The sequence below is a fragment of the Pseudoalteromonas sp. H105 genome, assembly GCF_001469215.1.
Taxonomy (GTDB): Bacteria; Pseudomonadota; Gammaproteobacteria; order Enterobacterales; family Alteromonadaceae; genus Pseudoalteromonas.
In genome coordinates, this window is record NZ_LOFH01000004.1 from 312,188 (window position 1) to 326,041 (window position 13,854).

General features: G+C 41.0%; 11 protein-coding genes. 4 read left to right on the forward strand and 7 right to left on the reverse strand.

The annotated features are described in order from the left end of the window. Positions 1–48: 48 nt before the first annotated feature. Entirely contained in the window at positions 49–1,626 is a 1,578-nt protein-coding gene (gene guaA / locus ATS75_RS09385; protein WP_058560180.1) for a glutamine-hydrolyzing GMP synthase, read from the reverse strand. Between the two features lie 100 nt (positions 1,627–1,726). Next, positions 1,727–3,196, reverse strand: a complete 1,470-nt coding sequence (guaB, locus tag ATS75_RS09390) for an IMP dehydrogenase (protein WP_058560181.1) — start codon at positions 3,194–3,196, stop codon at positions 1,727–1,729. Between the two features lie 135 nt (positions 3,197–3,331). Here guaB and xseA point away from each other — a divergent pair, with 135 nt between their 5' ends. Then, positions 3,332–4,666 carry an exodeoxyribonuclease VII large subunit gene (gene xseA / locus ATS75_RS09395; RefSeq protein ID WP_058560182.1) on the forward strand — a complete coding sequence of 445 codons (1,335 nt, stop codon included), beginning with the start codon at positions 3,332–3,334 and terminating at the stop codon, positions 4,664–4,666. Here xseA and ATS75_RS09400 read toward each other — a convergent pair. Then, a complete protein-coding gene (locus ATS75_RS09400; protein ID WP_058560183.1) occupies positions 4,663–5,319 on the reverse strand; it encodes a hypothetical protein in 657 nt (218 codons plus the stop codon). The genes xseA and ATS75_RS09400 overlap by 4 nt on opposite strands. Positions 5,320–5,344: 25 nt before the next feature. Continuing rightward, a complete protein-coding gene (gene cysE / locus ATS75_RS09405; RefSeq protein WP_058560184.1) occupies positions 5,345–6,160 on the reverse strand; it encodes a serine O-acetyltransferase in 816 nt (271 codons plus the stop codon). Between the two features lie 328 nt (positions 6,161–6,488). On the opposite strand from cysE, the gene ATS75_RS09410 reads away from it, so the two are divergent. Further along, positions 6,489–6,893 (forward strand): hypothetical protein, encoded by a 405-nt coding sequence (locus ATS75_RS09410; RefSeq protein WP_201020959.1) that lies wholly within the window; start codon positions 6,489–6,491, stop codon positions 6,891–6,893. Position 6,894: 1 nt separating this feature from the next. After that, on the forward strand, positions 6,895–7,215 hold the full coding sequence (locus tag ATS75_RS09415) for a helix-turn-helix domain-containing protein (RefSeq protein ID WP_058560186.1): 321 nt from the start codon (positions 6,895–6,897) through the stop codon (positions 7,213–7,215). Positions 7,216–7,378: 163 nt separating this feature from the next. Here ATS75_RS09415 and ATS75_RS09420 read toward each other — a convergent pair whose 3' ends face one another. Continuing rightward, positions 7,379–10,264: a M16 family metallopeptidase gene (locus ATS75_RS09420; RefSeq protein ID WP_058560187.1), complete on the reverse strand. Its 2,886-nt coding sequence runs from the start codon at positions 10,262–10,264 to the stop codon at positions 7,379–7,381. A 256-nt stretch (positions 10,265–10,520) separates the two neighbouring features. Here ATS75_RS09420 and ATS75_RS09425 point away from each other — a divergent pair, with 256 nt between their 5' ends. Continuing rightward, positions 10,521–11,477, forward strand: a complete 957-nt coding sequence (locus ATS75_RS09425) for a methylenetetrahydrofolate reductase (RefSeq protein WP_058560188.1) — start codon at positions 10,521–10,523, stop codon at positions 11,475–11,477. 25 nt (positions 11,478–11,502) lie between these two features. Here the strand turns inward: ATS75_RS09425 and ATS75_RS09430 are convergent, their stop codons facing one another. Both ATS75_RS09430 and ATS75_RS09435 read right to left on the reverse strand, forming a co-directional pair. Beyond that, a complete protein-coding gene (locus ATS75_RS09430; protein ID WP_058560189.1) occupies positions 11,503–12,480 on the reverse strand; it encodes a sensor domain-containing diguanylate cyclase in 978 nt (325 codons plus the stop codon). Positions 12,481–12,523: 43 nt separating this feature from the next. Then, positions 12,524–13,768, reverse strand: a complete 1,245-nt coding sequence (locus tag ATS75_RS09435; RefSeq protein ID WP_058560190.1) for a DEAD/DEAH box helicase — start codon at positions 13,766–13,768, stop codon at positions 12,524–12,526. Positions 13,769–13,854: the final 86 nt, after the last annotated feature.

Genomic DNA, 13,854 nt, shown 5'->3' on the forward strand with positions numbered 1-13,854 from the left:
AAAAAGCGGTGCAAGCCATTAACTAATAATGACTTGCACCATTAAAAACTATTCCCACTCGATCGTTGCAGGCGGCTTTCCTGAAATATCATAAACGACACGTGAGATACCATCGATTTCGTTAATGATGCGGTTTGAAACCACACCTAAGAACTCATAGGGTAAATGTGACCAACGCGCAGTCATAAAGTCGATAGTTTCAACACAACGTAAGCTTACAACCCAGTCGTATTTACGCGCATCGCCCATCACACCTACTGATTTAACAGGTAAGAAGACAGTAAACGCTTGACTTACTTTATGGTAAAGCTCAGCTTTGTGAAGCTCTTCAATGAAGATTGCATCAGCACGGCGAAGTAAATCACAGTACTCTTTTTTGATCTCGCCAAGTACACGCACACCTAGACCTGGTCCAGGGAATGGGTGACGGTAAAGCATGTCGTATGGTAAACCGAGCTCTAAACCAATTTTACGTACTTCATCTTTAAATAACTCACGTAATGGCTCTACTAAGCCCATTTTCATCTCATCGGGTAAACCGCCCACATTGTGATGCGATTTAATTACGTGTGCTTTACCTGTCGCAGATGCTGCTGATTCAATAACATCGGGGTAAATTGTACCCTGACCTAACCACTTCGCATTTTTAAGCTTTTTAGATTGCTCATCAAATACGTTAATAAATGTGTGACCGATTGCTTTACGCTTATCTTCTGGATCTGATTTACCCGCAAGATCTGCCAAGAACTGTTCTTCGGCATCAACTTTAACAATGTTAAGGCCAAACTTGTTACCAAACATATCCATAACTTGCTGACCTTCGTTTAAACGAAGTAAACCATTATCAACAAAAACACACGTTAAACGGTCGCCAATTGCACGGTGAATAAGCATAGCAACAACCGATGAATCAACACCGCCTGAGAGGCCTAAAATAACTTCATCATCACCCACAGTGTCTTTGATACGCTCAATTGCATCATCAATAATTTTTGCAGCTGTCCATAATTTTTCACAACCACAAATATCAATTGCAAAACGTTCTAATAAACGCTGACCTTGATGCGTGTGTGTTACTTCTGGGTGGAACTGCACACCGTAAAAACGTTTTTCTTCGTTAGACATCGCCGCATGCGGGCATGTTGAAGTTTTGGCTGTGGTTGTAAAAGTATCAGGAATTTCCATCACTTTGTCGCCATGGCTCATCCATACGTCTAGTACACCATTGCCACCATCAGTAATATGATCTTCAATCGCGTCGAATAACGCACAGTTACCCACTTTCTCTACTTGCGCGTAACCAAATTCTTTTTTATCAGAACTATGAACACTGCCGCCAAGCTGCGTAGCCATTGTTTGCATGCCGTAACAAATACCAAGTACCGGCACGCCCGCATTGAATACGTACTCAGGTGCACGCGGGCTATTGTCTAAGGTTGTTGACTCAGGGCCACCAGAAAGAATGATACCTTGTGGATTGAACTCACGGATTTGCTCTTCCGTTACATCCCATGCCCACAGTTCACAGTAAACACCAATTTCTCGCACACGGCGGGCGATCAATTGCGTGTATTGCGAACCAAAGTCTAAAATAAGAATTCGTGAATCGTGAATGTCTTTGCTCATTGGGGGTCTCGTTAGTCAAGAACTGGCATTCAGATAATCTGAATGACTATAAATAAGGGCCAGCAAAAGCCAGCCCCGTAATTTCAATAGGTTAGGTTAGTTAACCTAAGCGGTAATTCGGTGCTTCTTTGGTAATTTGCACGTCATGAACATGCGACTCACCCATACCTGCCGAAGTAACACGTACAAACTGTGGTTTGGTGTTTAGCTCTTCAATTGTTGCACAACCGGTTAACCCCATTGCACTGCGAAGACCACCTACTTGTTGATGGATAATGGTCGCGATAGGGCCTTTATAGGCTACGCGACCTTCAATACCTTCTGGCACAAGCTTGTCGGCTTGATTTGATTTTTGGAAGTAGCGATCAGATGAACCTTCTTTTTGGTTCATCGCACCTAGTGAGCCCATACCACGGTATGACTTGTAGTAACGACCTTGATAAAGCTCAACCTCACCCGGCGCCTCTTCAGTGCCCGCAAGCATTGACCCCACCATGACACATGATGCACCTGCAACTAATGCTTTCACAATATCACCAGAGAAACGAATACCGCCATCGGCTATCACTGGAATGTCGCGACCTTTTAAGCCTTCAACTGCGTCAGAGATAGCAGTAATCTGCGGTACACCACAACCTGTAACAATACGTGTTGTACAGATTGAACCAGGACCGATACCTACTTTAACAGCGTCAACACCAGCATCTGCAAGTGCAATAGCACCTTCAGCTGTTGCGACGTTACCTGCAACAATTTGCAAATCAGGGAATGCTTTTCGAGTTGCAGCAACGCGGTCAATAACGCCTTGTGAGTGGCCGTGTGAAGTATCAATTAATAATACATCGACACCCGCTTCAACCAAGGCTGCAATGCGCTCATCAGTACCTGCGCCTACACCAACCGCAGCACCGACACGCAAACGACCTTGATCGTCTTTACAAGCATCTGGCTTGTCTTGTGCTTTTTGGTAATCTTTTACGGTGATCATGCCTTTTAATTTAAATGCATCATCAACAACAAGAATTTTTTCGATACGGTGTTCATGCATTAAGCCTAAGATTTCTTCGCGTGCGGCACCTTCTTTAACGGTAACAAGCTTGTCTTTCTCAGTCATAACAGTTGAAACAGGTTGATCAAGTTTCGTTTCAAAACGCATATCACGGCTGGTAACAATCCCCACTAAACCGTTATCAGCATCTGTTACTGGAAAGCCAGAAAAACCTTTTTCTTCAGAAAGTGCAACTGCATCTGCAATCGTTAAATCCGCAGTAACTGTAACAGGAAAAGAAACAATACCCGCTTCATACGTTTTAACTTTACGCACGTTTTTAGCTTGCTCTTCGATTGTCATGTTTTTGTGGATAAAACCTAAACCGCCCTCTTGCGCTAAAGCAATCGCTAAGCGAGCTTCTGTAACAGTATCCATAGATGCTGAAACTAACGGCAAGTTAAGTTTGATACCACGCGTTAAGCGAGTTGAAATATTTGCCGTGTGTGGCAAAACAGTAGAATGACCTGGTACTAAAAGTACGTCATCAAAGGTAAGAGCTTCTTTAGCAATTCTAAGCATTTTGGCAACTTCTCACATGTGGATCTTGTATAAGGAATTGCGGCCAAATTTTATCAGCGTTATTGCCATGAGTAAATAAGATTTCGCAAATATTTGTGATAAAATCCCCATATCTGTATTTTTAAGAGTCGTTTTATGGCACTGAAGTCGCAACAGCCAATGATTTACACTGTTTCTCGATTGAACAGAGAAATTAGAACCGTACTTGAGCAAGGGTTTGCCTCGCTTATTTTGACGGGTGAAATATCTAATTTTATTACTCCCGCATCTGGGCATTGGTACTTCACTTTAAAAGATGAACGCGCTCAAGTTAAAGCTGCCATGTGGCGAGGTAACAACCGGAGCCAACGCTATCGCCCGGAAAATGGCGCCCAAGTAACCGTGCGTGCACGTGTTTCACTGTATGAACCGCGCGGTGATTACCAATTAATTGTAGAACATATGGAAGCGGCTGGTGAAGGCCAGTTAAAACAAGAATTCGATGAGCTTAAAATGCGCTTAGCGGCTCAAGGGTTGTTTAGCTCTGCTCATAAAAAACCATTACCCAACGTTGTGCATCGGGTCGGCGTTATTACGTCTGCTACTGGTGCTGCAATCAAAGACATTCTGACAGTATTAAAACGCAGAGCACCGCAACTTGAAGTGGTCATTTATCCAGCAACGGTGCAAGGCAAAGATGCACATACACAACTCATCAATAAAATTTCATTAGCGAATGAGCGTAATGAAGTCGACGTGGTAATTTTAGGCCGCGGTGGTGGTTCGCTTGAAGATCTGTGGTGTTTTAACAACGAGCAACTTGCTCACACTATTTTTGACAGTAAACTCCCAATAATAAGTGCTGTTGGCCACGAAATTGACACCACTATCAGTGATTACGTGGCTGATATACGTGCAGCCACCCCTAGTGCCGCCGCAGAGCTTGTTAGCCCAAACAGTGCTGAATTAACCAATCAAGTGCAACAAATGCTTAATCGTTTAGCGAATGCATTCAAGCATCAATTGGCAGATAAACGTCGACTAGCAGTGCAGCTTGAACATAAACTTACACTTTGCCACCCACGCAACCAATTGACCCAGCAGGCGCAACGATTAGATGAGCTTACTCTTGCACTGCAAAATGCCATGCAACAACGCCTTTATCAACAGGAACGCCGACTAGCTAATTTAACACCGCGCTTATTACAGCGCTCCCCAGATAGAAAATTGGCGCAAGCAGATCACCAATTACAACAATTGCAGGCTCGGATGAAACAAGCGATGCAACAACGCCTTGGAAGCGCTAAAAACGACCTGGCTATGCAAGCGGGTCAACTAGATTCAGTTAGCCCATTAAATGTGTTAGCGCGCGGTTATAGCATTACTAAATCAAAACAAGGTAAAGTGGTTAAATCAGTCTCAAGTGTGAAAGCGGGTGAGGTGCTACTTACTGAACTAGCAGATGGCACCATTGAATCTAAGGTGTGTTAAGGCTCAGTGCTGAGCAACAATTGAAAGTCATCGTCACTCGATGTAGAGGTGCTGGTTTTAAATTGTTGCCAAAACGCTTGTTTAACTAACTTATCGTTTAATTCTCGCCATTGCCTGTGATCAAACTCTTCATTGCCTTTTGGTGCCACAAGTTCAAACTTACACACTGAGGTTTTACACTGAGCACTGACTAACTCTGGGGTAATCGTTAAGTCGGCTGTTATCAAAAAATCCTGTAAGGCTGTTTCTGTGCGATAAGCCCACTCTTCATTTCGTGTTTGCTGGTCAAATTTATCAAGCAGTACTTGTTCAAAATCAGAAGGAGCTCTGAGTTGTTTTTGATAGCTTTTCACTGTGGCTTTTTGCACGGCGAGTGCTTGCTCTAACTCTTTCACTTGCTGCTGTAATTGCTCTTTAGAGTGGTCCGAGCCAAGGTCGCTATCAGCGGACTCCTTTTCTACTTCCATCGTAGGCAAAACGCTTACTTGGGTTACTTCAACAGGTTCTTTTGATACTTTGGACTGTGTTTGAATTAGCTCTACGTTAGCTTCTTGTTGAGAAGGCGTCGGGGCAGTAAGAAAAAAATAGCCTGAAGCTAATGTGATGCCCGCTATAAAAGCGAGCAATAAAGACAATGGGCTATTTTTTATCATTTCGTTGTAATTCCTTTACGACGTTTTATAACATGGCACTCGTATGAGACTCGTTGACAGGCTCTGCTTCTAAGAAATTTTGGTTCATACTCTGCGCAGGGAATGGACATCCCGGCTTACCCACAATCTTAGCAGGTACGCCTACTGCTGTAGTATGGGCTGGCACAGGACTTAATACAACTGAACCTGCACCAATGCGTGCCCCCTCACCGACTTCTATATTGCCCAACACTTTGGCACCTGCACCAATTAAAACACCAGCACGAATTTTAGGATGACGGTCACCTTTCTCGTTACCCGTACCACCGAGTGTTACTGATTGCAGGATTGAAACATTGTTTTCAATAACGGCCGTTTCACCGATGACTATGCCAGTTGCATGGTCAAACATAATACCATGACCGACTTTACAAGCAGGATGGATATCAACGCCAAATACTTCTGAGGTACGGCTTTGAATAAACCGCGCGAGTTCTTTACGGTTTTGACGCCAGAGGCAATGTGCAAGTCTGTGTGCTTGTATTGCATGAAAACCCTTTAAGTTTAAAATAACAGTTAAGTAAGTATCGGCAGCTGGGTCACGATCTTTAACCGCTTTAATGTCATGAGCAACATGGGTCAACATTCGATCACAGTCAACAAACGCCTGATCGAATAATTCTCGTATGGTAAACGCTGAAACAACGGCATCTGCTAGCTTATTTGCCACAATAAAACTTAATGCCGAACCTAAACATTCGTGATTCAAAATACATGAATAAACATGGCTTGCTAATAAAGGTTCACGAGTTACAACCTCATTCGCTTCTGTACGAAGTTGTTGCCAAATTTCATGACGCATAGGACGGCCTTAAATAAAATATAAATGTGCTTTAGTTAAGTTTAACGGATTTCATGGCTGATGTGTTAATACTGTCATTATTTGTTCTGGCTATTAGATATAACAAACTTAACCCCATAGCTAATGAACAAACTTATCAACACCATACGACAAGCAATAAAAAACCAACAAGTATTGTAAAAATTAAAATTCTATTTAATTCAGGCATTAACAGTACATGACAGTCGTCATGTCATATGACAATATAACCATTGGCATATAACTGACGGCGTAAATAATAAAAATAATCGCTAAATTAGCATCATCAACTCAACAAGGATACATGATGATGAATAACGACATACTAAATACTAAAAAACTGGGTTATAAATTTTACTTTCAAGATGGCGATGATCAAATAGCCTGTTTTGGTAGCTACTTCACAGGTAAAGAAGAGGTCTATATCAATGATGAGCTTGTTAGTGAAAAGCGAAATATTAGTGTAACAAGTAAGCACCAATTTGAACTATCAGGTAATACGTTTAATGTTAAATTTGAAATGCTGAACATTTTAACGGGAAGACTTCAGTGTTCACTGTTTAAAAATAAAAAGTTAGTTAAAAGCTACGAACAATCATCACTATTTAACAATCCAAAAACATCACTAAAAGTTCTTGCCGGCTGCTTTTTGGGTGGACTCATTGGCGGCTACTTACTCATTACTATTTTAGAATTCCTCATTGGGGAGCTTTAATATGCAGCTCAACCCCCAAACCGTAAAAAGCTTGAGGCAAAAATTAAATTGGACTCAACAGCAACTTGCGGATGCCTGTGATGTGAGTTTACGGACCATTCAGCGAGTCGAAAAAGAAGGCGCTGCGTCAAAAGAGACCACCATGGCCTTATGTGCCGTATTGGAGGTTCGACAAGGCGAATTGATACGATTTGAAGAGGTCGCAGCATCAGACTCTAAAACACAGATTATTAATAAAAAAAATATAACAGCGATGATAGCAATTTCATCTTTTTCAAGCTTTGCGCTTGGCATGATCACCGTATTTTTAATTATGAAATAAGGAGTTTAAGTAATAACAAAACAAACCCGAGGACACATCACCTTATTGCTTATCGTCAGCGCAATTATACTTTTTGGACTCGGTGTAAAAGTGGGTGCAGCACTATAAAAATGCCCCAAATTTGGGGCATTTAAATTAAACATTTTAGTTATTTAAATGTTTGTTATTCAAATACCTTATCTACAGCCAACACTTCAATGTTTTTCGCAGGAATAGATAATTTGTAATCAGCGATTACTTTATCTTCGGCAACGAGCTCTGCTGGTTTTTCTGCATTGTATACCATAGGTGACGTTTGCTCTGACGCTAAGCGTTTTTGCATATCTTTACCATCGCCTGTGATAAATACATAGTGAATGTCGTCTGTTTGTAAGTTTTCTTTTATTACGCGATTTACATCAGCAAGGCTTAGTTTTTCAAGCTGGCTGGTCACGTAGTTAACAAACGTTTCAGTGTTATAAAACTCACTATCAAGCGCATAGCCTAACTGGCGGTTTTGGCTTGCAACCATTTGCGGCACAAAGTTGATTAAGAAGTTGCGTGTTGCATCAAAGTCTTTTTCTGTCATGCCATTTTTAATCAGCTTATCAAGTTCAAATAACGCCGTACGTGTTGCAAAGTGTGCATCATTATTTGAACGTAATGGGCGCAACCATACTTGAAATATTTGCTCTGAGCGACCTAAATTAGCATCTGGTTTTGTTTGGAACATACCACGTGGGAAATACTCGATATACGCGTAATCACCATAGTTCATACCACGCGTTTGACGAATGCGTTCATACAAGTATGAGTTAGAGCTGCGGTGCTCACCAAAGTACGAGCGCACTAACCACAGTGCAGTCCAGTCTTCGCTACTGCGAATGGTATCAATTGGGAAACCAAATGAAACAGCGGTTGATTGCGCTGACTTTTCAACAATAGTGGCATGATGTCCTTTTAGAATAGGTGCATCTGGAATTGATAAACGACTCTCCTTCCCTTTTGGTAAATCGCTTAAATCAGCAAACATGGTTGTTTTAAGAGACTCTGGTACCGCACCAATTAGACCTACAGTTAATTTAGCCTGCGTGAACTCTTTGGCGTAAAACGCTTTTACATCATCAAGTGTTAATGCTTCTAGGTCTGACAAGTCACCATAGTTGTAACTTTCATACGGATGACCTTGGTACAGCTTATGATAAAGTACTTCTTTACCTAGCTCTTCATCGTTAGAGGCTTTTAGGCCCGACTTAATGCCGTCAATCAGCTCTTTCTTTAAACGTTTAAAGTCATCTTCTCTAAAACCAGGATTAAGTAATTGCTCACTGACTAATGCATACCACTGCGAAGCATTATCTTTATGAACACGTCCTTGAAGTGAAATCATTTCTTTATCAATCTGATAACCAAAACTGCCTGCTAATGGATACAGTGCTGTTTTGATATCATTATAACTCTTAGATTCAGAGCCGCCTTGTGCCAGCATGGCAGCAGTCAATGCAGCCACCCCTTTTTGACCTTTAGGATCAGCCGCAGCACCCGTGTGGAATAGCCAGTTAACGTCAATCAATGGTGAGCTATTGGTCTTATCAAGCACATTAAAGTGGCGCTCTTTCACTGTTTGCTTGCTTGCAACTAGCGTATTTAGGTCAACGTCTTTTTCAAAACCGGCTATTTTATCAAGTGCCGACATGGTTACCGTTGTGCGGCCACTGTCAACAAAGTACTTGTTAGCAATATCTTGAATATCTTTGGCTGTAATACTGTCAGCGGTTGCGTACAGTTGATTAATTACTTCTGGATCGCGTTCAAAATGCATATAACTCGCAAGTGTCGATGCAATTGACTGAGATGAATCCAGGCCATTAATAAAGCTGTATTTTAAGTTAGATTTCAAATCAGCTAGCTTCTGGCTATCAACTAACTCTGTGCGCGCTTTTGCATAAGTATTATTAATTGCATCACGGGCTTTAGCTAAATCGTCTTCGTTTTCTACTTTGACAAATACATGCAGTAAGCCCGGATCTTTTGTATCTGGGTTGTAGGTAAACATTTGGCTGGCAATTTGTTTATCAACCACTAACTCTTGGTAAAGCGCTGAGTTATTTGAAAAATAAAGCTGCGAGAGTAAATCCAATGCTGCACGGTCTTTTACCTCTGGCTTCCAAGCAGTGCCTTTATACGATACAAGCAACCAATGACCTGGCAGACCTTCGTTTTTCTCATGGATGTACTTAGCCGCTTGCTGTTTTGGTTCTGTAGGAATATCGGCAACATAATCGCCTTTTTGCCAGTTACCCCAATGCTTTTTAACCATCGCCATGGTTTCTTTTGTATCAACATCGCCAACAATAATTAATGAAACATATTCTGGTTTGTAAAACTTCTCAAAAAACTCTTTACCATAGGCCATTTGATCTGGCATAGCTTCAATGTCTTCAAAAAAGCCCATCGTGGTGTGTTTGTAGGTATGTTCTTCAAATGCTTCATTACGCACAGCTGAAAGTAACTTACGAATGGGGCTGGCATTGTTTTTAAGGTATTCACCTTTAACGGTTAATGCTTCGGTACGAAATTGCTCTTCTGAATATTTTAAATTTTGGAAAATGTCGGCTTCAATCTCGAGTACTTTATCAAGATGCTGTTTCGAGAAGTTGAGGTGATAGTTGGTGTAATCATTTGTTGTATAAGCACGGTTATCAACACCTGAGTTTTTTAAAATATCTGAATACACATCTTGTGGAAACTTTTCAGACCCTTTAAACATCATATGTTCAAAAAAGTGCGCAAAACCCGTTTTACCCGCTTCCACCTCATTACGTGAACCAACTGAAACAGGGATTTGCAATGAAACAACATCTGGGTAGTCAGTTTTAACTATCATCACACGCAAACCGTTATCTAGCTCTTCTAGAACGTAGTCTTGTGAAAAGACACGATCGTTTGCAGTGTTTACAGAGTTTTGCTCTATTTCAACTTCTTTAACCATGGTTGTACTTTCATTGCTAGCACACCCGCTCAGTGCTAGCGTAACAGCTAGGCTCGTTGCTAATAATTTAAATCTCATTGTTATCCCTTGTTAGTTGAATATTTTTTTAGTTATAAAATTTTTATACTCTAAGATTATGCAACAAACCAAGCCAATATAAGAGCCCTAGTACAATGAATTATGTAAACAGTTGTGTATTTACGACCGTCACTCCTCAAATAAACTTGAGATAATTTCATACTGATTGAGAAAGTTTCATCAAAAAAATCTATCTAGACGTCTAAATGGCTGCTATATTATTCGACACAGACAAAAAACAGCTGGAATGAGGATTATGGCTTTATCATTACAAGAGAAAATCGAAGATACCAATCAAGGTGTGTACTTAATTGGCACAACACCGCCACGCATTGGTACTGATAAAGCTCAACTTGAAACTATTGCGCAAAAGCTATTAGGCCGTTTACATGAAATTGAATACGACGGGGTGATTATTTATGATATTCAAGATGAAAGTAGCCGTACAGATAAGCCGCGCCCTTTTCCTTTCAAACAGACTGTGGACCCTAGAGAATACAGCCATCTATTGCGTAATCTATCCGATCAAGACGTGATCACTTATAAAAGTGTTGCGCAGCGCGGTGAAGAAGAATTTAAAGCCTGGTTAGATGAAACCAAAACCCAGTTTGATTTAAAAAACCTAGTGCTTGTGGGTAGCCCATCATCTGAAGGTGATATCAAGTTAAGCTTACCAAATGCCTATAAAGTGTTAGAGCAACAGTCGGATGACTTCTTTTTAGGCGGCGTGACTATTGCTGAGCGCCACGCTAGTAAACGTAACGAACACGAACGCTTACTTGAAAAAACAGCACAAGGGTGCAAATTTTTCATCTCACAAGCTGTTTACAATGCCCAAGCTACAATTGATTTAATAACCAGTTATGCACGCAGCTGTAAAGCACAAGGTATAAAACCGCAACGAATCATTCTGACGTTTACACCATGTGGCAGCGAGAAAACGTTAGACTTTATGCAGTGGCTAGGGATTTCTGTACCGGAGGCCACAAAATGGCGTATGTTGGATTCTAACAATCCACTGAGTGAATCGGTGCGTATTTGCCGTGAAAACTTAGACTTGATCTTACAAAGCTGTGCTCATTTAGATGTGCCATTAGGGCTAAACATTGAAAGCTTAACAAACCGTAAAGAAGAAATTGATGCATCAATTAACCTTTACCGCTTGCTAAAGGCAACGATGGAATTAAATCTAGCTGAAAAGCAAATAGCTTAAGGCAAGCACCAAAGCCCAATAAGCATTATGACTGGTTAGACAGTTTTAATGCTTGTTTATTTTTGTACATCTCTTGGTCTGCTTTATCTAACAGCGTCTCAAAGGGTTCTTTTTGCTGAGAATTAAAACTGTAACCAATACTTAAACTTAAACTTGGTAAATTCTTTTCAGCCAATGAAGTTTTATAACCTTTATGTATTTTATGAAGGACATTATCTATTAGCTGTTTATCGGTGATTTGAATGACAGCGATAAACTCATCGCCACCTAAACGACCCACAATATCAGCATCTCGTAAACGCATTCGTAATGTGTCAGCCAATACAATGAGTGCATTATCACCAACCTCATGACCGAACCTGTCATTTAGCTTTTTAAAGTCGTTTACGTCGATAAATAAGCAACATACATCAAAACCTAGCCGACTTGCTAAATTGATTTTTTGTTGTGCGAGTAAACTCAAAGCACGGCGATTATAAAGATTAGTTAACGGATCTAACATGGCAATCTCGCGCATTTGCACGAAATTGTTGACCATTTCCAAATCATCTTCAACCATGTCTCTTAGTTGCTTAATTAATTCTAAGTAGTTGCGCTGGTAGTCTGTTTGCTCAAAATCCATTACACACAAGGTGCCGAATACCTCGCCATCAGGCCAGTGAATAGGTAACCCAAGGTATGATTCAAAACCATCCCGTGTCACTTCAGGGTTATCAAACCAATACGTCTCTTCTGTGGCATGTTTTTCATAAAGCGCACAGTTATCTGCGACCACTTTTTTACAAAATATATTAACATCATTAGGTATAAAAGTGCCTGCATCATACGGGTTCTCTTGTTGTTCGCTGGCAATCACTATTCGATAACCTGAATCAACCGATTGCACAATAAAACCAGCAGGAGCAGAAAACAGATCTGTCATTAAATCGACCGTTTTCTGCCACTTCTGTAAAGATATATGACTGTCTTTTTCTGAAAACATCCACTTATTTGTTTTAAACATGCTAAACACCCACGCTGACTACTTAAGATTAAGTATAAGAAACTTATCGACGGCGGTTTGAACTTTTTTTACCTAAAATTCGCTTTTTATCACGGTCTTTTCGCGATTTATTCGTATTTTTACGGTTATCTTTAGGCTTTTTGTTTAGGTCGGGTTCATACCCTGTAAGCCATTGTGGCGTTAGGCGTGTATCTAAAAGAACTTCGATTTCTTCAAGCAGCCATTGCTCATCAAGGCTTACTAACGACATTGCAAGCCCTTGCTCACCTGCTCGTCCCGTTCGACCAATTCGATGAACGTAATCTTCTGCTATGTAAGGAAGCTCAAAGTTGATTACGTATTTTAATGAAACAATGTCTAACCCTCGCGCAGCAACATCCGTTGCAACAAGCACACGAGTGGTTCCCTCTTTAAAGTGTTGCAATGCTCTATCACGTGCCCCTTGTGATTTATCACCGTGAATGGACTCCGTTTTCAGCCCGTCTTTACACATTTCTTTGGCTAACTTGTCTGCCATTTGTTTGGTACGCGTAAAAATGAGCACTTGGCGCCAGTTTTTCATACCAATCATGTGCGATACGAGTTCACGTTTACGGTCCTCATCGACGGCATAAATAACTTGTTCAACTTCTACCGCTGCCGAGTTGCGCTTATCGACTTCTACAAGTTTTGGATCCTTCAGTAACTTTTTACTTAGTTCAAACACGCTATCATCAAACGTGGCTGAAAATAATAAAGTCTGACGGTCACTTGGCACATGGCGTAAAATACGCTTAATCTCATCAATAAAGCCCATATCCAGCATTCTATCCGCTTCATCAAACACCAATGAATCCACACTTGATAGTGTAATACTGCCTTTAATAATGTGATCAAGTAAACGTCCCGGTGTAGCCACCACCACTTGTGCGTCTTTCATCGCTTTGACTTGAGGACCAATACTCGCACCACCATAGGCTAATGCGCCTTTGATATTAGTGCCATACGCATATTTTTCAAAGCTTGCAAATACTTGCTGGGCGAGTTCACGAGTTGGCGTTAATATTAAAACTCGTGCGGTGCCTTGCTCATCTTTTTTATCGCTGGTAATTAATTTATGCAGCAAAGGGAGTACAAAAGCAGCTGTTTTACCTGTGCCTGTTTGGGCGCTGCCCATCACATCGTTTCCAGCCAAAATGAGTGGGATTGTTTGTAGCTGAATAGCGGTAGGGCTTTGGTATTCAGTTAACTCAAGGCTTTTGAGTAGTAAAGGGTCAAGGTGAAGATCAGTAAACGTTGCAGCAGACATAAGATAAACTTGGAATGACAAATATTAGCATTATTGTACGCGCAAAACGCTTAACAAAAAAGGCGCTTACGCGCCTTCTTAGTGAT